At 71.4% G+C, this 21,216-nt stretch carries 17 protein-coding genes, 1 tRNA gene and 1 riboswitch; of the genes, 16 read left to right on the forward strand and 2 right to left on the reverse strand.

What is annotated here, in order from left to right; all coding sequences use genetic code 11:
- Nucleotides 1–79: 79 nt before the first annotated feature.
- The 9 genes from KFLA_RS16005 to KFLA_RS16045 all read left to right on the forward strand — a co-directional run bounded on the left by KFLA_RS16005 (nucleotide 80) and on the right by KFLA_RS16045 (nucleotide 9,271).
- Entirely contained in the window at nucleotides 80–874 is a 795-nt protein-coding gene (locus tag KFLA_RS16005; protein WP_012920848.1) for an ABC transporter ATP-binding protein, read from the forward strand.
- 2 nt (nucleotides 875–876) lie between these two features.
- Nucleotides 877–3,447 (forward strand): ABC transporter permease, encoded by a 2,571-nt coding sequence (locus KFLA_RS16010; RefSeq protein ID WP_012920849.1) that lies wholly within the window; start codon nucleotides 877–879, stop codon nucleotides 3,445–3,447.
- 32 nt (nucleotides 3,448–3,479) lie between these two features.
- Nucleotides 3,480–3,568: riboswitch (ZMP/ZTP riboswitch) on the forward strand.
- 29 nt (nucleotides 3,569–3,597) lie between these two features.
- Nucleotides 3,598–4,476, forward strand: a complete 879-nt coding sequence (locus tag KFLA_RS16015; protein WP_012920850.1) for a bifunctional 5,10-methylenetetrahydrofolate dehydrogenase/5,10-methenyltetrahydrofolate cyclohydrolase — start codon at nucleotides 3,598–3,600, stop codon at nucleotides 4,474–4,476.
- A gap of 98 nt (nucleotides 4,477–4,574) precedes the next feature.
- Complete coding sequence (aroH, locus tag KFLA_RS16020) at nucleotides 4,575–4,943, forward strand: chorismate mutase (protein ID WP_012920851.1); 369 nt, start codon at nucleotides 4,575–4,577, stop codon at nucleotides 4,941–4,943.
- Between the two features lie 305 nt (nucleotides 4,944–5,248).
- Nucleotides 5,249–6,331 (forward strand): prephenate dehydrogenase, encoded by a 1,083-nt coding sequence (locus tag KFLA_RS16025; protein ID WP_012920852.1) that lies wholly within the window; start codon nucleotides 5,249–5,251, stop codon nucleotides 6,329–6,331.
- A gap of 10 nt (nucleotides 6,332–6,341) precedes the next feature.
- On the forward strand, nucleotides 6,342–7,028 hold the full coding sequence (cmk, locus tag KFLA_RS16030) for a (d)CMP kinase (RefSeq protein WP_012920853.1): 687 nt from the start codon (nucleotides 6,342–6,344) through the stop codon (nucleotides 7,026–7,028).
- Nucleotides 7,025–7,753: a lysophospholipid acyltransferase family protein gene (locus tag KFLA_RS35635; protein WP_012920854.1), complete on the forward strand. Its 729-nt coding sequence runs from the start codon at nucleotides 7,025–7,027 to the stop codon at nucleotides 7,751–7,753. Before cmk ends, KFLA_RS35635 begins: the two co-directional genes overlap by 4 nt.
- The gene (der, locus tag KFLA_RS16040) at nucleotides 7,746–9,128 is read left to right on the forward strand and encodes a ribosome biogenesis GTPase Der (RefSeq protein ID WP_012920855.1); all 1,383 of its coding nucleotides are present in this window, start codon (nucleotides 7,746–7,748) and stop codon (nucleotides 9,126–9,128) included. Before KFLA_RS35635 ends, der begins: the two co-directional genes overlap by 8 nt.
- Nucleotides 9,129–9,198: 70 nt before the next feature.
- Nucleotides 9,199–9,271, forward strand: a tRNA-Pro gene (locus KFLA_RS16045).
- Between the two features lie 43 nt (nucleotides 9,272–9,314).
- On the opposite strand, the gene KFLA_RS16050 is transcribed toward KFLA_RS16045, so the two are convergent.
- Nucleotides 9,315–9,527, reverse strand: a complete 213-nt coding sequence (locus tag KFLA_RS16050) for a hypothetical protein (RefSeq protein ID WP_041289349.1) — start codon at nucleotides 9,525–9,527, stop codon at nucleotides 9,315–9,317.
- Entirely contained in the window at nucleotides 9,506–10,165 is a 660-nt protein-coding gene (locus KFLA_RS16055; protein WP_012920856.1) for an MBL fold metallo-hydrolase, read from the reverse strand. The genes KFLA_RS16050 and KFLA_RS16055 overlap by 22 nt, the downstream gene beginning before the upstream one ends.
- Before the next feature lie 266 nt (nucleotides 10,166–10,431).
- Here KFLA_RS16055 and uvrA point away from each other — a divergent pair, with 266 nt between their 5' ends.
- The 7 genes from uvrA to KFLA_RS16090 all read left to right on the forward strand — a co-directional run bounded on the left by uvrA (nucleotide 10,432) and on the right by KFLA_RS16090 (nucleotide 21,199).
- The gene (gene uvrA / locus KFLA_RS16060; RefSeq protein ID WP_012920857.1) at nucleotides 10,432–13,452 is read left to right on the forward strand and encodes an excinuclease ABC subunit UvrA; all 3,021 of its coding nucleotides are present in this window, start codon (nucleotides 10,432–10,434) and stop codon (nucleotides 13,450–13,452) included.
- Nucleotides 13,453–13,647: 195 nt separating this feature from the next.
- Nucleotides 13,648–13,965: a hypothetical protein gene (locus KFLA_RS16065; RefSeq protein WP_012920858.1), complete on the forward strand. Its 318-nt coding sequence runs from the start codon at nucleotides 13,648–13,650 to the stop codon at nucleotides 13,963–13,965.
- A gap of 135 nt (nucleotides 13,966–14,100) precedes the next feature.
- Entirely contained in the window at nucleotides 14,101–14,421 is a 321-nt protein-coding gene (locus KFLA_RS16070; protein WP_041289350.1) for a hypothetical protein, read from the forward strand.
- Nucleotides 14,422–14,440: 19 nt separating this feature from the next.
- Complete coding sequence (locus KFLA_RS16075) at nucleotides 14,441–14,749, forward strand: hypothetical protein (RefSeq protein ID WP_012920860.1); 309 nt, start codon at nucleotides 14,441–14,443, stop codon at nucleotides 14,747–14,749.
- A gap of 133 nt (nucleotides 14,750–14,882) precedes the next feature.
- On the forward strand, nucleotides 14,883–15,290 hold the full coding sequence (locus tag KFLA_RS16080; RefSeq protein WP_012920861.1) for a DUF6507 family protein: 408 nt from the start codon (nucleotides 14,883–14,885) through the stop codon (nucleotides 15,288–15,290).
- A gap of 18 nt (nucleotides 15,291–15,308) precedes the next feature.
- Nucleotides 15,309–20,732: a toxin glutamine deamidase domain-containing protein gene (locus tag KFLA_RS39335; protein WP_012920862.1), complete on the forward strand. Its 5,424-nt coding sequence runs from the start codon at nucleotides 15,309–15,311 to the stop codon at nucleotides 20,730–20,732.
- Entirely contained in the window at nucleotides 20,729–21,199 is a 471-nt protein-coding gene (locus KFLA_RS16090; RefSeq protein WP_012920863.1) for a hypothetical protein, read from the forward strand. The genes KFLA_RS39335 and KFLA_RS16090 overlap by 4 nt, the downstream gene beginning before the upstream one ends.
- The last annotated feature ends 17 nt before the right edge of the window (nucleotides 21,200–21,216 follow it).

Raw genomic sequence — 21,216 nt, forward strand, 5'->3', positions numbered from 1 at the left:
GGACTGTGCACGCAGGCCGGCTTTCCTACCGTGAGAGGAGTCCTGATTCGTCTCGTGGTAGGTCCGGAAGGTTGGCTACATGTTCAAGCAGCGCAGAGGGCGCAGCAAGCAGGGCGACGGCGCCGCCGTTCTGGTCGCGGAGGCCCCGGCGTACGCCGTCACACTGGACTCGGTGACGAAGACCTACCGGACCGGGGCGACCGAGGTGCGGGCGCTGGACGGTGTCTCGCTCGGCCTGCGGCGGGGCAGCTTCACCGCGGTGATGGGCCCGTCGGGCTCCGGCAAGAGCACCTTCCTGCACTGTGCGGCCGGGCTGGACCAGCCGACCTCGGGCACCGTGTGGCTGGGCGACACCGAGCTGACCCGGCTCGACGAGAAGCAGTTGACCGTGCAGCGCCGGACGCGGATCGGCTTCGTCTTCCAGGCCTACAACCTGATCCCGTCGCTGTCCGTGCGCGACAACATCACCTTGCCGCTGCGCTTCTCCGGCGTGCCGGTCGACGAGGCGTGGCTGGCGCAGATCGTGCAGGAGGTCGGACTGGGCGACCGGCTCACCCACAGGCCCAGTGAGCTGTCCGGTGGCCAGCAGCAACGAGTCGCGATCGCGCGAGCGCTGATCACCCGCCCCGAAGCGGTGTTCGCGGACGAGCCCACGGGGGCGCTCGACTCGCGGACCGGCAAGCAGGTCCTGCAGCTGATGCGCTCGCTCGTCGACTCGCTCGGCCAGACGATCCTGATGGTGACGCACGACCCGGTCGCAGCGTCCTGGGCGGACAGGGTCGTGTTCCTGGCCGACGGCCGGCTGGCCGGCGAGCTCGCCGATCCGACCGCCGAGACCGTCGCCGCGCACCTGACGCACCTCGGGGAGTGGTGATCGTGTTCTCGTTCGCGTGGAGCACGCTCCGGACCCGCTGGACCGGTTTCGCCGGTGCCTTCATCGCCCTGTTCTGCGGAGCCGCGCTGATCTCCGCCTGCGGTCTGCTGCTGCAGTCCGGCCTGCTCGCCGGGATCAGCCCCGAGCGGTACGCCGGCGCGTCGGTGATGGTGGCGGCGAACCAGAAGCTGGCGGTCGCCGAGTCGCCCGACACCGAGTTCGGCGACCACGTTCCCCTGGCCGCGAACCGGCTCGGCGAGATCGCCGCCGTGCCCGGGGTCGCGCAGGCCGTGCCGGACTACTCGTTCCGGCTGACCCTGGCCGGTAAGACCGGTGCCCTGGTCCACGGCGAGGACGGCAGCACGCCGTACGGGCACGGTCGCGGTTCCGTTGCGCTCGGCCCCTTGACGGTGCGGGACGGGTCGTTGCCCACAGCCCGTTCCGACGTCGCGCTGGACCGGGCCGCCGCGACCGCGGGCGGCTACGTGATCGGTGACCAGGTGAGGCTGGCGGTCGGATCGCGGCCGGCCACCTACCGGCTGACCGGCATCGTCGACCCGGCAGCCGGCACGTTTCGCCAGCCGGTCGTCCTGTTCACCGACGACGAGGCCAAGCAACTGTCCGGCAAGCCCGGCCACCTGTACGCCGTGGGCGTGCTCGCCGCGCCCGGCGTCGATCCGGGCGAGTTGGCCGACACCATCGAGCAGCGGCTGGGCGGCGCCGTCACCACCTCCACCGGCGACGGCATGGGCAAGCTGGAGTTCCAGGACTCCTCGGCCGCGTCCTCGCTGCTGATGGCGGTCGCGGGCTCGTTCGGCGGCATCGCGGCGATCGTCGCGATGTTCGTGGTGGCCAGCACGCTGGGGCTGTCGGTCCAGCAGCGGCGCCGGGAGCTTGCCTTGCTGCGCGCGGTCGCCGCCACGCCCCGGCAGGTGCACCGGCTGATCGGTGCCGAGATCCTGATCGTGTCGCTGGCCGCCTCGGTGCCCGGCGCGGTGCTCGGCTACGGACTGGTCTGGCTGCTGCGCGCGGCGTTCGTCGGGGTCGGGGTGATCCCGGCCGACTACGGGCTTTCCCTGCTGCCGCTGCCGCTGCTGGCCGCGGTGGTGCTCTCGGTCCTGACCGCGCGGCTCGCGGGCTGGATGTCGGCGCGCCGTGCGGTGAAGATCCGGCCGGTCGAAGCGCTGGGGGAGTCGAGTGTGGAGACCCCGCGGCTCGGCCCGGTCCGGACGCTGATCGGCCTCGTGCTGCTGGTCGGTGGCTTGGTGATGTGCGCGATGCCGCTGTTCTTCGCCGGGGACGTCGGCACCATCCTGGCCGCGACCTCGTCGCTGGTCCTGGTGATCGCCGTCGGTCTGCTCGGCCCGCGCATCGTCCAGGGCGCGCTGGCGCTGGTCGGCCCGTTCCTACGTCGCTCGGGCGGCGCGGCGAGCTACCTGGCCGCGGCCAACACCACACAGAACTCCCGCCGGGTCGCGGCTGCCGTCGTACCGCTGGTCCTGGCGATCACGATCATGATCGTGCAGGTGTCGGTGGGCGCCGCGCAGGTCAAGGAGGCCGGCCGGCAGGCGGACCAGGGCGTGGTCGCCGATCTCGTGGTGGCCAGCGCGGGCGCGGGGTTGTCGCCGGACCTGGTGGACCGGATCCGGGAGACGCCCGGCGTACGGACCGCGACGGCGGTGACCCGGGGGCCCGCGACCATCCGGTTTGCCAGTCCCGCCGACGGTTCGGTGCAGGAGACACTCGGCTTCCCGGCCCAGGGCGTCGTCGCCGCGAACCTGGCCGACACCCTCGACCTCGACGTCCGCGAGGGCGACACCACGAAACTCGTGGGGGAGGGGACCGTCGCGCTGAGCGAGTCCGCGGCCCAGCAGACCAGGTCCGGGCTCGGCGAACAGATCGAACTGTTCCTGGGCGACGGCACCCGGCTGACGCCCGAGGTGGTGGCGATCTACCACCACGGCATGGGCTTCGGCGACGTGACGCTGCCGCGCGACGTGCTGCTCGACCACCTGTCCACCCGTCTCGACGACTCGGTCCTCGTCCGCGCCGGGTCCGGGGTGCAAGCGAGCACCCTGGCGGCCGGTCTGACCGACCAGATCGAGGGTGAGCTGGGCGTCGTGCTCGCCGACCGCGCGACCATGGCGGAGGCACAGCAGGCCGGGCTCGACCTCAACCGCTGGACGAACCTGATCCTGCTCGCCGCGCTCTTCGGCTACGTCGCGATCAACGTCGCCAACAGCCTCGTGATGGGGACGACGGCCCGGCGGCGCGAGTTCGCCCTGCTCCGGCTGGTCGGTATCAGCAACCGGCAGGTCCGCCGGATGATGCTGGTCGAGTCGGGCGTCGTGATCGGCCTGGCCCTGGTGGTCAGCACGCTGCTCTGCCTGCCGCCGATGGTCGGCGTCGCGCTCGGTCTCAGCGAGGGCGCCACGGCGATGCCGACGTTCTCTCCGGTCACCAGCGCACTCACCGCGGCCGGAGTCGTCGCGCTCGGGTTGCTGTCGATCATGCTGCCGACCCGGCGAGCACTGCGCCGGCGTCCGGTGGACGCGATCGGGGCCCGCGACTAAGGCATCGGGGTGTCGTGAGGCCGGTAGACTGTCCGGCGGGCCGCTACTGGCGTTCAGGTGGAGCACCACCGGGGACCGGCCCGCCGGAGTACCGGCTGAGCCGCGCGCCTGGGCACGACGACCTGTTCGCCGACGCCCGAAGGAGCGCGTATGACCACGACCAGTTCTCAGGACCTCACCAACACCGCCCGGCCGATGGTCGGCACCGACCTGGCCGCCGAGATGGTGGCGAAGGCTGCCGAGCGGGCCCGGAAGCTGCAGGACGCGACCGGCGTCCAGCCGTGCCTGGCCACCGTGCTGGTCGGCGACGACCCGGCCTCCGCGACGTATGTGCGGATGAAGCAGAACCGCAGCAAGAAGGCCGGTATCGGCTCGGTCAGCGTCGTGCTGCCCGCCGAGACCACCACCGAGCAGTTGGTCGCCGAGCTGACCCGGCTCTCGGAGGACCCGGCCGTGCACGGCATCCTGCTGCAGCACCCGGTGCCGGACCAGATCGACGAGCGGGCCGCGTTCGAGGCGATCGCGCCGGCCAAGGACGTCGACGGCGTCACCATGCACTCGTTCGCCGCGATGGCCTTCGGCCAACCCGGCCTCCGGTCCTGCACCCCCGGCGGCATCCTGCGCCTGCTGGAGGCGTACGACGTCCCGCTGGCCGGCGCGCACGCGGTCGTGATCGGCCGCAGCCCGATTCTCGGCAAGCCCGCCGGAATGTTGCTGCTGGCATCGAACGCCACCGTCACCTACACCCACTCGCGGACCCGCGGCCTGCCCGAGCTGGTCCGGCAGGCCGACGTCGTGGTCGCCGCGGTCGGCAAGCCGAACTTCGTCCGCGGCGACTGGCTCAAGCCGGGCGCGGTGGTGGTCGATGCCGGGTACAACGAGGGCAACGTCGGTGACGTGCACGCCGAGGAGGCGGCCCGGGTGGCGAGCCTGCTGACGCCGGTGCCCGGCGGGGTCGGCCCGATGACGATCGCGCTGCTGCTGGAGCAGACCGTCGACGCCGCGGAGGCGCAAACGGCGAGACGATGACGCGGCGCTCGCCCGGTCTGACCTAATGTTGAGACCGGTGTCCAGCGCCGGAACCGGCGCCGGGCGAGGTGAGCAGGACGAACGAGGAGGCAGGCACAGTGGCGGTACGGGCGATCCGGGGTGCCACCCAGCTCGAGGCGGACGAGCGCGAGCACCTGCTCGAGCGCACCGCCGAGCTGGTCCGGGCGGTGCTGGAGGCGAACGACCTCGGGGCCGAGGAGCTGATCAGCATCCTGTTCACCGTCACCCCCGACCTGCACTCGGAGTTCCCGGCGGTGGCCGGCCGGCAGATCGGCCTGACCGACGTACCGCTGATGTGCATGCAGGAGATCGACGTACCGCACGCGCTGCCGCGGGTGGTCCGGATGATGGTGCACGCGGAGTCGCCGCGGTCGCGGGACAAGATCCAGCACGTCTACCTGCACGGCGCGGTGGCGCTGCGCCCCGACCTGACCGGCGCCCAGTGAGAGTGCACAGGCGAGTCGCTCCGGTCGCTTCGCTCCCTCCACTCCTCAGTCCAGACCGGGAGGCCCCGTGACTGTGCTGATGCGTCGCCTCCGGCGCCGCGGGTCACGGGGCTGTGACTCCCGGTCTTCCCTCGTCGCTCCGGTCGCTTCGCTCCCTCCACTCCTCAGTCCAGACCGGGAGGCCCCGTGACTGTGCTGATGCGTCGCCTCCGGCGCCGCGGGTCACGGGGCTGTGACTCCCGGTCTTCCCTCGTCGCTCCGGTCGCTTCGCTCCCTCCACTCCTCAGTCCAGACCGGGAGGCCCCGTGACCGAGCTGCGTGGACCGGTCCGGATCGTCGGCACCGGCCTGATCGGGACCTCGATCGGACTGGCGCTGGCGCGGCTCGGCGTGGTCGTCGAGGTGGTCGACGCCGATCCCGACAACGCGCTGATGGCCGAGCGGATCGGGGCCGGCACCCGGCTGGTTCAGTTGGAGCCGCAGCTGGTGGTGGTCGCCGTCCCGCCGGACCACGTCGGCGCGGTGATCACCGAACAGCTGGAGCAGACCGATGCCGTCGTCACCGACGCGGCGAGCGTCAAGGGCAAGCCGCTGGCCGACGCCAAGGCGCTCACCGCGGCGAGCGGCCGGACGGCGGACCTCGCTCGCTACGTCGGCAGCCACCCGATGGCCGGCTCCGAGCGCAACGGCCCGCTGGCCGGCCGCGCCGACCTGTTCGAGGGCGCCACCTGGGCGATTACGCCGCACGAGACGAGCGATCCGGACGCAACGGAGCTGGTCCGCCGGCTCGCCGAGGCCTGCGGCGCACGTACGGTCGAGCTGTCCGTGCCCGACCACGACCTGGCCGTCGCCCGGGTCTCGCACCTCCCGCAGCTGATGTCCTCGCTGGCGGCCGGCACGCTGGTCGACGCTCCCGCCGAGCACCTGGAGCTGTCCGGCCAGGGGGTGCGCGACGTGACCCGGATCGCGGCCGGCGACCCCGGGCTGTGGACGCAGATCGTCGCCGCCAACTCACCGGCGCTGAGCGGACTGCTGGAGCAGATCCGCGACGAGCTGGACCGGCTGCTGATTGCCCTCAGCAAGGAGGAGACCGACGACGAGGTGACCGCCGTACTGCGGCGGGGTGTCTCCGGCGCGGTCCGGGTGCCGGGCAAGCACGGTACGCCGCACATCGAGCTGGTCACCGTGCTGGTGACGATTCCCGACCGGCCCGGTCAGCTGGCCCGGCTGTTCGCCGACGCCGCCGCGTCCGGGGCCAACGTCGAGGACCTGCGAATCGACCACAGCCCGGGCCGCCCGGTCGGTGAGGTGGAGCTGGCGGTCAAGCCGGCCTCGGTCGACCAGCTGGTGGAGGTACTGACCGAGCGTGGCTGGGTCGTGCACCGGTAATCTTCCGCCCATGATCATCGCTGTCGACGGCCCGAGCGGTTCCGGTAAATCGAGCACGGCCCGTGGAGTGGCCACCCGGCTGGGTCTGAGCTACCTGGACACCGGCGCGATGTACCGGGCGGTGACCTGGTCGGTGCTCGAGCACGGGCTCGACCTGACCGACGTCACGGCGGTCGCGGAGCGGGCCCGCGCGGTCGACCTGGGCATCAGCACCGACCCGGGCCTGGCCCACTTCACGGCCGACGGCAGCGACGTGACCGAGGCGATCCGCGACCCGCGGATCAGCGAGAACGTGAGCAAGGTCGCCACCAACCTGGACGTGCGCAAGGAGCTGATCCGCCGCCAGCGCGAGATCATCGACGCCGCTCAGCCAGGCGGCGGCATCGTGGTCGAGGGCCGCGACATCGCCACCGTGGTGGCCACCGACGCGGAGCTGAAGGTGCTGCTCACCGCCGACCAGGAGGCCCGGATGGCCCGCCGCAAGGCCGAGCTGGCCGCCGGGTCGGTGACCGCCGAGCAGTTGCGCGACCAGATCGTGCGCCGCGACGCCGACGACGCCACCGTGTCCCAGTTCGAGGTCGCCTCCGACGGCGCGGTGACGATCGACTCCACCCACCTCACGCTGGAGGAGGTCGTCGACGTGATCAGCCGGCTCGCGAAGGAGGCCGAGGCCGCCCCGCGCGACCAGGAGTCATGAGGGCCGAACTGACCGGGCATCACGAGCTGCCCCGGACCGACGACCTGGCACCGCTGCCGTACCGGCTCGGTACGGTGCTTCGTCGTGCCGTCCGGCCGTACCTGCGCTGGCGCTACGACCTGACCGTGCACCACGACGAGCGGTTCCCGCGCACCGGGCCGGTGCTGCTCGCGCCGAACCACCTCGGCCTGCTCGACGGACCGCTGCTGGGCGCGATCGCGCCGCGGATGCTGCACCAGCTCGGCAAGATCGAGGCGTTCCAGGGAGTGCAGGGCAAGGTGCTGCACCTGGCCGGGCAGATCCCGGTCGACCGGACGACGTACGACACGCTCGCGGTGCGCAAGGCGATCAAGGTGCTGCGCGACGGCAACGTGCTGAGCATTTACCCGGAAGGCACCCGCGGGCCGGGCGACTTCCGCCGGGTCCGGACCGGAGTGGCCTACCTGGCGATGGTCAGCGGCGCCCCGATCCTGCCGGTCGCGCTGCTCGGGACCCGGCTGCCCGGCGGCGACATCGAGTTGTTCCCGCCCCGCGGGAGCCGGGTCGACGTGGTGTACGGCGAACCCTTCTCGGTCGAGCGCGTACCCTTTCCCCGGAGGCACTCCGACGTACGCGCGGTTGCCGACCAGATCGGCGAGGTGTTGCGGGCGCACGTCCGGGCTGCCGTCGAAGCCACCGGCCACCCACTCCCGGGCGCGCCAGACCAGAAGGATCCTGATGAGTGACCTGCCCACCGGCTACGAGTACGACGCCGAGCCGTCGCACGACCGCGACGACCAAGGCCCGCTGCCCGTACTGGCGATCGTAGGCCGCCCCAACGTCGGCAAGTCGACGCTGGTCAACCGAATCATCGGCCGCCGCGAGGCCGTCGTCGAGGACACCCCCGGCGTCACCCGGGACCGCGTCTCGTACGACGCCGACTGGGCCGGCCGCGCCTTCACGGTGGTCGACACCGGCGGCTGGGACCCGGACGCGGTCGGCATGGCGGCCCTGGTCGCCGCCCAGGCCGAGGTCGCGATCCACGCCGCCGACGCGGTGCTGTTCGTGGTCGACGCCACGGTCGGCATCACCGACGCCGACGAGGCCGTGGTCCGGGTGCTGCGCAAGTCCGGCAAGCCGGTCGTGCTGGCCGCGAACAAGGTCGACGACCAGCGGGTCGAGGCCGAGGCGATGAACCTGTGGAGCCTGGGCATCGGCGAGCCGTTCCCGATCTCGGCGATGCACGGCCGCGGCACCGGCGACATGCTGGACGCCGTCCTGGCCGCGCTGCCGGAGGCGCCGCCGGAGCGCGACGCCGAGATCGGCGGCCCGCGCCGGGTCGCGATCGTCGGCAAGCCGAACGTCGGCAAGTCCTCGCTGCTGAACAAGGTCGCCAAGGAGGACCGGGTCGTCGTGAGCGACGTCTCCGGCACGACGGTCGATCCGGTGGACGAGCTGATCACGCTGGCCGGCCGGCAGTGGCGGTTCATCGACACCGCCGGCATCCGGCGCAAGGTGAAGAACGTCCAGGGCCACGAGTACTACGCCAGCCTGCGGACGAACAGCGCGATCGAGCGCGCCGAGGTGGTCGTGGTGGTGATCGACGCGTCCGAGCCGATGACCGAGCAGGACCTGCGGATCATGAACACGGTCGAGGAGGCCGGCAAGGCGCTGGTGATCGCCTACAACAAGTGGGACCTGGTCGACGAGGACCGGCGCTACTACCTGGAGCGCGAGATCGACCGCGACCTGGTCCAGTTCCGCTGGGCGCCGCGGGTGAACATCAGCGCGCTGACCGGCCGGCACATGGAGAAGCTGGTGCCGGCGATCGAGGCGGCGCTGGACGGCTGGCAGACCCGCGTCCCGACCGGCCAGCTGAACGCGTTCCTCGGCCGGCTGGTCGCCGCGCACCCGCACCCGGTCCGGTCCGGCAAGCAGCCGAAGATCCTGTTCGGCACCCAGGCGTCCACGATGCCGCCGACCTTCGCGCTGTTCACCTCCGGCCAGATCGAGTCGTCGTACCAGCGCTTCATCGAGCGCCGGCTGCGCGAGGACTTCGGCTTCGTCGGCAGCCCGGTGCACGTCCAGGTCCGGGCCCGGCAGAAGAAGGCGAAACGCTGATCCGACCGGTGCCGGAGCACTGCTGAGGATGGGGTAAGGTTTACCCGCTCGCTCCTCGTGGGCAGCGGTTCGGGCTGTGGCGCAGTTGGTAGCGCACCGGTCTGGGGGACCGGGGGTCGCCAGTTCAAGTCTGGCCAGCCCGACAGTGTCGAAGGGCATCGGCGTCACGCCGGTGCCCTTCGACGTTCAGCGGTCGGTGGTCGGCTCGGCCCGTAGCAGTACACCGGTGCCGGGTGCGAGGGGCGCAGGTCGAGGGTGGCGCCGTTCACGCAGTACCAGACCGAGTCGGCTGACGTCGACGGTGGACCTCGCCCGCACGGAGATCGGCTGCTCCGGCGTACGCCGGGTCTGCTCGGGGCGGTACTCGGCGAAGCCGCTCACCAGCCGCGGGCGCGCCACTCGGGCAGGTGGGGGCGCTCGGCGCCGAGGGTGGTGTCGGCGCCGTGGCCGGGATAGACCCAGGTCTCGTCGGGCAGCTGGTCGAAGAGCTTGGTCTGGACGTCGTTCAGCAGTGAGGTGAAGTTCTCGGCGTTGCCGCGGGTGTTGCCGACGCCGCCGGGGAAGAGCGAGTCGCCGGTGAACAGGTGCGGGGGACCGGCCGGGTCGTCGTACAGCAGCGCGATCGAGCCGGGTGTGTGGCCGGTGAGATGGATCACCCGGAGCCCGATGCGGCCGAACTCGAGGCGGTCGCCGTCGTCGACGAGCTCGTCGGTCGGTACCTCGATGCCCTCGGCGTCGTACCGACCGGCCACGGTGGTGGCGCCGGTCGCCGCGACCACCTCGGCCAGTGCCTGCCAGTGGTCCTGGTGCCGGTGCGTGGTCACCACCCGGCCGATCCCGGCCGCGCCGATCACGGTCAGCAGCGTGTGCGCGTCGTTCGCCGCGTCGATCAGCAGCTGCTCGTCGGTCTGCCGGCAGCGCAGCAGGTAGGCGTTGTTGTCCATCGGACCGACCGCCACCTTGGTGATCATCAGCTGGGCCAGCTCGTGCGTCTGCGCGGGTCCTCCGACGCGGACGTTGCCGTGGTAATCGCTCATGACCTCTCCCGAAGACTCGTCCGGCGGTTCGTCCGGCCGGGACCTGACGATCCTCGCACTCACCGGCGGCCGGCGGTGGACCTGGCCGGGTCGGGGTAACCCGGAGCGGGTACCGCTCGTTCGTCCGGGCAGGAGGTGATCGAATATGCTTTCGAAGACGCCCACCCGGATCCGGTGCGGAAGTTTTTGTCGGTGGCCCTCGTTAGCATGACCGGGCATGTCCTTGGCATCTCCCTGGAACCCCTCGAACGGCTGAGAGTGAGCTTGTGTCTGACCGTCTGATCGTGCGCGGAGCGCGTGAGCACAACCTGAAGGACGTCTCGCTCGACCTGCCGCGCGACGCCATGATCGTCTTCACCGGACTGTCCGGGTCCGGCAAGTCCAGCCTCGCCTTCGACACGATCTTCGCCGAGGGCCAGCGCCGCTACGTGGAGTCGCTGTCGGCGTACGCCCGGCAGTTCCTCGGCCAGATGGACAAGCCCGACGTCGACTTCATCGAGGGCCTGTCCCCGGCCGTGTCGATCGACCAGAAGTCGACCTCCCGCAACCCACGCTCCACCGTCGGCACGATCACCGAGGTCTACGACTACCTGCGGCTGCTGTTCGCCCGGGCCGGCCGGCCGCACTGCCCGGAGTGCGGCGAGCCGATCGCGAAGCAGACCCCGCAGCAGATCGTCGACCGGGTGATGGAGCTGGACGAGGGCACCCGCTTCCAGGTGCTCGCACCGGTCATCCGCGGCCGCAAGGGCGAGTACCTCGACCTGTTCCGCCAGCTCACCGGCCAGGGCTTCTCCCGGGCCCGGGTCGACGGCGACACGATCCAGCTCACTGAGCCGCCGAAGCTGGACAAGCAGAAGAAGCACACCATCGACGTCGTGGTCGACCGGCTCGCGGTGAAGAGCTCGGCCAAGCAGCGGCTGACCGACTCGGTGGAGACCGCGCTCGGGCTCTCCGGCGGCATCGTCACGCTGGACTTCGTCGACCTGGACGAGAAGGACCCGCAGCGCGAGCGCCGGTTCTCCGAGAAGCTCGCCTGCCCGAACGACCACCCCCTGCAGCTCGACGAGCTGGAGCCGCGGTCGTTCTCGTTCAACTCGCCGTACGGCGCCTGCCCGGCCTGCTCCGGGCTCGGCACCCGGATGGAGGTCGACCCCGAGCTGCTGGTCCCGGACCCGTCGAAGTCGCTGGACGAGGGCGCGATCCAGCCGTGGTCGGGCGCGAACGTCTCGCAGTACTTCGAGCGGCTGCTGACGGCGCTCGCGAAGGACCTGAAGATCAAGACCACCACGCCGTTCGGTGAGCTGCCCGAGAAGGCCAGGCGGGCGCTGCTCACCGGGCACGACCGGCAGGTGCACGTCTCCTACAAGAACCGCTACGGCCGCGAGCGCTCGTACTACACGACCTTCGAAGGCGTCATCCCGTACGTCGAGCGCCGGCACGCGGAGGCCTCCAGCGACACCAGCCGGGAGCGCTTCGAGGAGTACATGCGCGAGGTGCCGTGCCTGACCTGCAACGGCGCCCGGCTGAAGCCGATCTCGCTCGCGGTCACGCTCGGCGGCAAGAACATCGCCGAGATCAGCGCGATGTCCATCGACGAGGTGCACGGCTTCCTGGTCGAGCTGGACCTGAGCCCGCGGGAGAAGCAGATCGCGGAGCGGGTCACCAAGGAGATCGGCGAGCGGCTGCGGTTCCTGCTCGACGTCGGCCTGGACTACCTCGCGCTGAACCGCCCGGCCGGCTCGCTGTCCGGCGGCGAGGCGCAGCGGATTCGGCTGGCCACCCAGATCGGCTCCGGCCTGGTCGGCGTGCTGTACGTGCTGGACGAGCCGTCGATCGGCCTGCACCAGCGCGACAACCGCCGGCTGATCGACACCCTGGTCCGGCTCAAGGACCTGGGCAACACGCTGATCGTGGTCGAGCACGACGAGGACACCATCGACCACGCCGACTGGGTGGTCGACATCGGCCCGGGCGCCGGCGAGCACGGTGGCCAGGTGGTCGTCTCCGGCACCGTCGAGGACCTGCGCAACCACCCGGACTCGATCACCGGCGCGTACATCTCGGGCCGCCGGGAGATCCCGATCCCGCCGGTCCGCCGCCCGCTCACCGAGGGCCGCGAGCTGACCGTGTACGGCGCCCGCGAGCACAACCTGCAGGACATCGACGTGACCGTCCCACTGGGCGTGTTCGTCGCGGTCACCGGGGTGTCGGGCTCGGGCAAGTCGACGCTGGTCAACGACATCCTCTACACGTCGCTGGCCCGGCAGATCTACGGCGCCCGCGCGGTGCCCGGCCGGCACACCAAGATCTCCGGCCTGGAGCAGGTCGACAAGGTGATCCACGTCGACCAGTCGCCGATCGGCCGCACGCCGCGGTCCAACCCGGCGACGTACACCGGGGTCTGGGACCACGTCCGCAAGCTGTTCGCGGAGACGCCGGAGGCGAAGGTCCGCGGCTACCAGCAGGGCCGGTTCTCGTTCAACGTCAAGGGCGGCCGGTGCGAGGCGTGCTCCGGCGACGGCACGCTGAAGATCGAGATGAACTTTTTGCCCGACGTGTACGTGCCCTGTGAGGTGTGCCACGGCGCGCGGTACAACCGCGAGACGCTCGAGGTGCACTACAAGGGCAAGACGGTGGCCGACGTCCTGGACATGCCGATCGAGGAGGCCGCCGAGTTCTTCGAGGCGATCCCGGCGATTTCGCGGCACCTGAAGACGCTGAACGAGGTCGGTCTCGGCTACGTCCGGCTCGGCCAGCCGGCGCCGACGCTGTCCGGCGGTGAGGCGCAGCGGGTCAAGCTGGCGTCGGAGCTGCAGAAGCGGTCCACCGGGCGCACGGTGTACGTGCTGGACGAGCCGACCACCGGTCTGCACTTCGAGGACATCCGCAAGCTGCTGGGTGTGCTCGGTGGGCTGGTCGACAAGGGCAACTCGGTGCTGGTGATCGAGCACAACCTGGACGTGATCAAGACCGCCGACTGGATCATCGACCTCGGTCCGGAGGGCGGTCGCCGGGGCGGCACGCTGGTGGCGGAGGGTACGCCGGAGGAGGTCGCGGCCAACCCCGCGTCGTACACCGGGCAGTTCCTGGCCGAGATCCTGCACGGCCGGGCCGCCAAGCCGAGCGCGAAGAAGGCGGCGGAGAAGACCGCCACGGTGACGAAGAAGGCTCCGGCGAGCAAGGCACCGGCGAAGAAGGCGGTCGCCGCGAAGAAGACGGTGGCCAAGAAGGTCGCCGCGCAGAAGGCGCCGGCCAAGAAGGTCGCGGCCAAGCGGGCGGCCGGCTGATCGCGACTGGTTGAGCCAGGCAACGACGCGCGGCGCGCCCGGAGGACGGGCGGGCCGCGCGTTCGCCGTACCGGGGTAGGGGCCCGCGTTCGCCGTACCAGGTGCGTCGCGGGGTCGCTCGTCGGGTGGGGGCGGGGGGAGAACCTCTGGGCGTTTAGATTAGGCGCGACGAGGTAGCGGACCGAAGGGGTGCATGTGTCGCGGCAGTACGACACCCAGCTGATCGAATCGGTGGCCGTCCGGCGCCGGCGGTTGCGGGAGGCCTGGCTGTTCGGCGCCGCCCGATCGCGTCACACGCTGGACGAGGGCGTCGGCAAGCTGTTCGCCGGGGTCGCGGTCGCGGCCGTGGTCTGCGCAGGGTGCGTCGGCTACTCGTTCATCCAGGACTCCAAGGACAAGAACCCGAACGGTCCGGTGGCCCCAAGCCCCAGCACTTCGGTCTCGACCGGACCGAGCGCTCCGGTCGGCGCGGACCCGTCGACGACCGCGCGGCCGACGCCGACGCGGTCCTGAAACCACCTGCCGCACCGTCGTTCCCCCTGGCTCGGCGGGGAACCGGGAGCGACCCCGGCCGCGTCTAGGGTGGGGACGTCGGCAGCCGCACATCACTTCGGAGGGACAGCAGTTGTGAGTGGACAGCGTTGGGACATGGGTAAGGACACCCTGAGCACCCTGGCCAAGAAGACCGGTGGAAACACCCAGGACCTCGGCGGTCTGGTGAAGCGCCTGGCCGCGGCCGCACAGCCGCTGGAGGGCAAGCTCCAAGGCGCCGGCCACGACGCCTTCATCGCCTTCAAGGGCCGGGTGGACAGCATCGCGAACGACCTGAACGCCGGTCTCGCCGCGATCGCGAAGGGCCAGTCGGGCATGGACGCCGCCACCCGCACGGGTGAGAGCGACATGGCCCAGGCCGCCAAGAAGGCCGAGGGCGCGGCGAACTTCGACGGCGCCAAGTTCACCAAGCGCTGAGACGGGGAGAGACGAAAACATGTCGGGACGCAACAGCTACGACAGCGGCGCCAGCGCCGAGACCCAGGCCGCGATCAAGAGCCTGTCGGCCCAGATCGAGACGCTGATCGCCCAGCACCAGGCCAACGTGAAGGCGATGCGCGGCGACGCCACGATGACCAAGGTGATGGACGAGTACGGCGCGGTCGAGCAGAAGTTCAACGCCGCCGCGACCGAGGTGCAGGGCATCATCAAGTCGCTCGCGGCCACCCTGGCGCAGTTCGACAACCACGCGAACACCGCCTTCACCGCGGCCTCGAAGGCCGTGCAGGACATCGGCAACGTCTGACCGCCGGGTAGTACCGGGCACACGACCGGCGCGCGACTCCGCGTGCTGGTCGTCACCTGTGTCGTCGGCCGGGACGGCACGTTCGATTGTGGTTCCACGGGTCAGCCCTGCGCGGGCGTCGAAGGGTTAGAGCATGGTCAACTGGAGTGTTGAGGCCGCGGCCGCGATGGAGGGCCTGAAGGGCCTGCAGACGGAGGCCGCCGGGTTCGAGGCGATCGGCACGAAGCTCAGCAACGCGCTGACGACGGCCGGTACCCAGGCCTCCCTGAACGGCAAGGGCGGTCCGATCGGGATCGCGATCAGCGAGTTCGTGGAGAAGTGGAAGGACTCGCTGCCGGGCATGGTCAAGCACACCGGTGACGTCATGCAGGGCACCGCCAACGCGCTGAACGCCCTGGCCAACGGCCAGCAGGAGATGGCGCTCGCCGCACAGCGCGGCATCCAGCTGGCCGAGGGCGTGGACCCGCGGCAGGCGATCCGCAGCGCCGCGGCCGCCGCTCGCGCCGAGCACCAGCCGCCGTCCACCAACCGCGCCGTCTGACCCGGGGGAGTCGAACAGATGATCAAGCCCGAAGGCATCCCGAAGTTCGAAGGCAACCTGGAGCAGGTCACCCAGGCGGCCATCGACCTGACGGCGGTCGGCAACGAGATCAAGACGATCGGCACGAATCTCGAGTCGAAGTTCCGGACCAACATCGACGCCAACTACATGGACGGGCCGGAGAAGCACCTGCTGGCCCGGGCGATGGAGCCGGTGAAGAAGGAGGGCGACCTCTTCGGACCGAACCTCGGCACGATCGGCTCGGCGCTGCACACGTTCGTCTCCGAGGTCACCAAGCACAAGAACGACCTGGCCAACGTCCGGACCCGGGCCGACGCGTGGAAGCGCAAGGTCGGGGACACGCCCGAGGACGAGATCGACGACAACGAGGACTGGGTCAACGAGGAGAACCAGCTCCACAAGGACCTGCAGGCCGCCCTCGACGGCGTCAGCGCCGCCGAGCGCCGGTGCGCGAACAAGATCGCCGAGCTGTACGGCGGCAAGAAGTGGGAGGACAGCGGTCTGCGGCAGGGCGAGCAGCCGCCGCCGGACACCGGCGAGGAGGAGAAGGAACCGGCCTGGGGCAAGCCGCTGGAGTACGACGCCCCGTGGTACGAGGACTGCGTCGACTTCGTCGGTGGCGTGCTCAAGGGCATCTTCGTCGACGGCCTGCTGGGCACGCTGGACGCGCTGACCACGCTGATCCCGATCCAGCCGCTGCTGAAGTCGCTCGGCGTGAACAGCATCTTCGGGTACGAGCTGAAGGGCTGGAGCGACGCCGGCAACGCCTGGAAGGGCGTCGGGCTGACGCTCGCGTCGGCCGTGATGTGGGCCACGCCGGGTGCGAGCCTGCTGATGCACGCGATGTTCCCCGAGACCGCGGCGTACCTGGACAACGTCGGGATCACCGTCCTGAAGGGCATGGTCGCCTGGGACATGTGGGGCGAGGATCCCGGCCGCGCGCTCGGCCAGGTCGGCTTCAACGTGATCACCACGATCGGTACCGGTGGTGCCGGCGGTGCGGTCCGCGCGACCGCGCTGGCCGGCAAGTACGGCGCCGCGGCCGCGAAGGTTGCCAAGGGCGCCGATGTGGTCGTGGACATCGCCGGCAAGCTCAGCCCCGGCCAGCTCGCGCTGAACACCGCGCTGAAGCTGCCGAAGGTGTCCGACCTGGTGATCAAGGCCGGCAACAACCCGGTGATCGGCGGCATGGCGAAGCTCGGCGGCCTCGACATCCCGACGTCCAAGGGCGCCCCGCGCGTCGGCGGCGTGGACGCCCCGACCAGCACGCCGGTCTCGGTCGGCTCGGGCTCCCACAGCACCAGCTCGTCGTCGCCGTCCACGCATGCGGACGCCCCGAGCTCGCCCACCGGTCGCTCGGAATCCCCGAGCTCGCCCACCGGCGGCTCCGACACTCCATCGGGCCGCTCGGAATCCCCAGCAGGCGGCAACCCGGACGGCCCCGCCGACGCCCCCGCCGGCCGCCAGGGCGACGCCCCGAACACCTCGAACGGCGATGCCCCGAGCACGTCTCGTGGTGACAGCCCGGGCACGTCGAAGGGCGATGCGCCTGGCACGTCGCGTGGTGACAGCCCGGGCACGTCGAAGGGCGATGCGCCGAGCACATCTCGTGGCGACAGCCCGAGCACGTCTAACGGCGATGCGCCTGGCACGTCCCGCGGTGACGGCTCCAGCTCGTCGCAGGGCGATGCTCCGAGCACGTCCCGCGGTGACAGCCCGAGCCCGTCCCGCGGTGACAGCCCGAGCACCTCGCGTGGTGACTCGGCGCCGTCCAGCAACGCCGACGGCCAGACGACACCGGGCAGCCGCACGCCGGACGCCCCGACCCGTACGCCGGACTCGTCGAGCCCCGACTCGCCGGACGCCCCGCGGACGAACACGCCGGACGCCCCGGCCGCGCGCCACACACCCGATGCTCCCCGGACCACCACACCGGACACACCGCGTACCCCGGACGCGCCGACCACTCGGCACACTCCGGACGCTCCGCGGACCGACACCCCGGACGCGCCCCGGACTCCGGACGCGCCGAGCACCCGGCACACGCCCGACGCCCCGCGGACGCACACGCCCGACGCGCCGCGGACCCCGGACGCACCGGCCGCGCACCACACGCCGGACGCGCCCCGCACCAACACTCCGAATGCCCCGCGCACGCCCGACGCTCCGAACCAGCCGAGCCACATCGAGTCCCGGCTGCACCCGGACGGCCCGCCGGTGCAGGGCCCCAGCCGGATCCAGGAGCGGCTCAACCCCGACACCCACACCCCGGCCCCCGGCCACATCGACTCCCGCCTGCACCCGGACGGCCCGCCCGTCCAGGGCCCGAGCCGCATCCAGGAACGCCTGAACCCGGACGCGCCCCGCACGCCGGACGCTCCGACCCGCACTCCCGACGCCGGCACGCGCACGCCGGACGCTCCGACACGCACGCCGGACGCTCCGACACGCACGCCGGGCGCTTCGACACGCACGCCGGGCGCTCCCGGTCGCACCCCGGACTCGCCGACCCGTACTCCGGATTCCCCGGCCGGTATGCCGGACGCTCCGGCGGCCCGCGCGGCCGACACCCCGCCGGTGGTCGCGCCGCACGTCGGTGCCCCGCACGGACACGGCCCGGGGCACCCGAACGGCCCGAACCAGCCGCACGCACCGCAGCACCCGAATCAGCCCAACGCACCGCAGCACCCCCACCAGCAGCCACTGAACCAGCCGTCGGCTCCGCAGCGCCCGCCGCACACGCACGGGCGCCCGGGGCAGCAGCGGCACGAGGTCGAGCCGCATCGCTACAACCCGAAGGACCCGTTCGGGCGGTACCTGCGCAAGCTGAAGGCGAAGGTCGGCGACAACCCGCTCAAGAACGTCGCCGAGTGGATCCGCGAGGGCAACCCGCACTTCAAGAACGGCAAGGGCCCGGCCAGCGCCACCAACAACTGCGGCGACAACTCCCGGGCGTTCGCCGACACCCTGCAGGGCGCCGAACCGCGCCTGGCGAACCGCGACCTGCGGACCCGGCTCAACGCCAACGGCAAGCCGGAGCCCGCGCCGGGTGAGCGGCTGGAGATGTACGAGTACACCGGCGTGCGGCCGGACTCGATCCAGGTCCGCGACCCGAACGGCAACCCGATCGATCCGAAGCAGGACCCGATGGGGTACACCCTGGGGGCCTACCGGAAGATCTTCGACGAGCTGCGCAACCAGCCGCCCGGCACCGTCGCCATCATCGGCGGCACCTGGGCCCGGCGTGGACCGCAGGGCCAGGTCAGCGGTCACTGGTTCAACGCGTTCGTCGACGACGCCGGCAAGGTGAAGTGGGCGGACATGCAGTCCGGCAAGGTGTCGGACTTCCCGCCGCAGTACACCGGCTTGTTCGACGAGCTGGAGGTGATGACGCGTCGCCCGGGCGGTGACTGGCAGTCGCCGATCGCCCCGAGCCTGAAGGTCGACGGCCCGGTCCACACCCCGAACCCGTGGCCCGCCAACCACCCGCACCAGCCCCGATGGACCCCGCAACAGCCGACGATCCCGCCGATGCCCCAGCACCCACCCACCACCCCGCCGCACCCGCACCAGCCGCAGCATCCGTATGCGCCGCAGCAGCCGAGCCAGCCGCAGCAGCCGTATGCGCCGCAGCAGCCAAGCCAGCCGCAGCATCCGTATGCGCCGCAGCACCCGAACCAGCCGCAGCAGCCAAGCCAGCCGCAGCAGCCGCATGGGCCGCAGCACCCGAGCCAGCCGCAGCACCCGAACCAACCGCAGCAGCCGTACGCACCGCAGCACCCGAGCCAGCCGCATCCGCAGCAGCCGCATGGGCCGCAGCACCCGAGCCAGCCGCAGCACCCGAACCAACCGCAGCAGCCGTACGCACCGCAGCACCCGAGCCAGCCGCATCCGCAGCAGCCGCATGGGCCGCAGCACCCGAGCCAGCCGCAGCACCCGAACCAACCGCAGCAGCCGTACGCACCGCAGCACCCGAGCCAGCCGCATCCGCAGCAGCCGCATGGGCCGCAGCACCCGAACCAGCCGCAGCACCCGAGCCAGCCGCGGCACCCGAGCCAGCCGCGGCACCCGAACCAACCGCGGCACCCGTATGCGCCGCAGCAGCCCAACCAGCCGCAGCACCCATATGCGCCGCAGCAGCCCAACCAGCCGCAGCAGCCGAGCCAGCCGCAGCACCCGCATGCGCCGAACCAGCCGCATCCGCAGCAGCCGAGTCAGCGGCCGTACACACCGCAGCAGCATGCTGCTGGGCCGCAGCAGCCGCGGGCTGATCGGCCGGAGCAGGCTGAGGTGCGTCAGCCTGACGAGCCGCGGCAGCCGCAGGCGAGGCACCCGGAGCAGCCGTCGAGCAGGCCGGACGGTCGGCCCGAGGCGCGCCAGCCGGACCAGTCTCGGCCCGACCAGCCGCCTGCACGGCCGGGGGAGCGGACGCCGGCTGCCCAGGACCGCGCGCCGGGCGCCGACCGGCCGCGCGATCCTCGCGAGGACTTCATGGACCGGCCGGACACCCCGTCCATTTCTGACCGCCTGCATCCGGATGGTCCGCCGGCTGCGCGTGATCCGCAGCGGATCGAGGACTTGTTGCATCCGGATGGTCCGCCGGCTGCGCGTGATCCGCAGCGGATCGAGGACTTGTTGCATCCGGATGGTCCGCCGGCTGCGCGTGATCCGCAGCGGATCGAGAACTTGTTGCATCCGGATGGTCCGCCGGCTGCGCGTGATCCGCAGCGGATCGAGAACTTGTTGCACCCAGACGGTCCACCCGCTGCGCCGGATCCGCAGCGGATCAGCGATCGGTTGAACCCTCGGTCCGACGCGCCGGACAGCCCGCAGCAGCCGGCGCCGGGCGATGACTCCTGGGGGTCGAGCTCGGACAGCGGGTCGGCCGGGGACCAGGACTGGGCGCCGTCGGACCCGAAGTTCGGGGTCAGCAAGAAGCAAGGGTTCGACCCGGCGTTCCACCACAAGGCGCTCGGTGACGAGTTCGCGCCGGGGGCGTACGACGCCGATGGGTCGTTCCTGCCCAAGGAGCGGGAGATCGCCGAGACCGTGGTGGAGCAGCGCGGCTGGCGGGTCGACGCCCGGACGCCGGACCACACCGTCAAGGACCAGAAGAACCCCGAGTGCATGACCCGCAAGTCCCCGCACGACGAGGGCGTCGTCACGGAGTACAAAACCCTGGAGCCGAAGGACTCGGAGAACCCGAGCAGCGCCGTCCGGGCGAACATCTTCAACGCCAGCAAGCAGGTGCCGCCGGGAGGCGAGGTCGTCATCGACGGGCGTCGCATCGGGTTGACGGAGGAGGACGCGCTGCGCGGGTTCAAACGCGCCGCGGGGCAGCCGAAGGGCACGATGGTCGGTACGGTGCACATCATCCTGGCCGACGGCCGCATGATGACCTACGTGAAGGAGGCCCGATGAAGGCCCGGGAGTACCTCTTCCTGCGCACGAGCGAGTCGGTGCAGGCGGTCGCCGAGTGGATCCAGCAGGAGTTCGCGCTGGAGCCGATCCCCAACGGCAGCGACGACGAGGACGAGATCGGTCTCCGGGGCCCGGCCCGGACCGCCGACGCGACCGTCGGGTACGAGGTGATGTACAACATCTACCCGGTGCACGAGCCCGAACCGGACGAGATCCAGGCGATCGACACCTACCCGGTGGAGATCGACATCTGGCTCGGCAAGGACGAGGGCACCCAGGGCCAGGAGGCGCGGCTGGTGTTCGAGCACTTGATCAAGGCGCGGCCCGACGTGCCGATCCTGCTCTGCCACGAGCTGAGCGACCTGATCGCGGCGTACGTCCCGGGTCGCGGCGTGCACGAATTCCCGGACCCGGTGACCATCTACGCCGGACATGCCGACGCGTGGCGCGACTGGGTGCCGGCGTGAACTCGGCCGGACGAGAG

It is taken from the genome of Kribbella flavida DSM 17836 (genome assembly GCF_000024345.1).
Taxonomy (GTDB): Bacteria; Actinomycetota; Actinomycetes; order Propionibacteriales; family Kribbellaceae; genus Kribbella; species Kribbella flavida.

Coding starts and splice junctions, on each gene's coding strand:
- KFLA_RS16005 (WP_012920848.1), top strand. CDS start 80: ATGTTCAAGCAGCGCAGAGGGCGCAGCAAGCAGGGCGACGGCGCCGCC.
- KFLA_RS16015 (WP_012920850.1), top strand. CDS start 3,598: ATGACCACGACCAGTTCTCAGGACCTCACCAACACCGCCCGGCCGATG.
- cmk (WP_012920853.1), top strand. CDS start 6,342: ATGATCATCGCTGTCGACGGCCCGAGCGGTTCCGGTAAATCGAGCACG.
- KFLA_RS35635 (WP_012920854.1), top strand. CDS start 7,025: ATGAGGGCCGAACTGACCGGGCATCACGAGCTGCCCCGGACCGACGAC.
- der (WP_012920855.1), top strand. CDS start 7,746: ATGAGTGACCTGCCCACCGGCTACGAGTACGACGCCGAGCCGTCGCAC.
- KFLA_RS16055 (WP_012920856.1), bottom strand. CDS start 10,165: ATGAGCGATTACCACGGCAACGTCCGCGTCGGAGGACCCGCGCAGACG.
- KFLA_RS16070 (WP_041289350.1), top strand. CDS start 14,101: ATGGGTAAGGACACCCTGAGCACCCTGGCCAAGAAGACCGGTGGAAAC.
- KFLA_RS16075 (WP_012920860.1), top strand. CDS start 14,441: ATGTCGGGACGCAACAGCTACGACAGCGGCGCCAGCGCCGAGACCCAG.
- KFLA_RS16080 (WP_012920861.1), top strand. CDS start 14,883: ATGGTCAACTGGAGTGTTGAGGCCGCGGCCGCGATGGAGGGCCTGAAG.
- KFLA_RS39335 (WP_012920862.1), top strand. CDS start 15,309: ATGATCAAGCCCGAAGGCATCCCGAAGTTCGAAGGCAACCTGGAGCAG.
- KFLA_RS16090 (WP_012920863.1), top strand. CDS start 20,729: ATGAAGGCCCGGGAGTACCTCTTCCTGCGCACGAGCGAGTCGGTGCAG.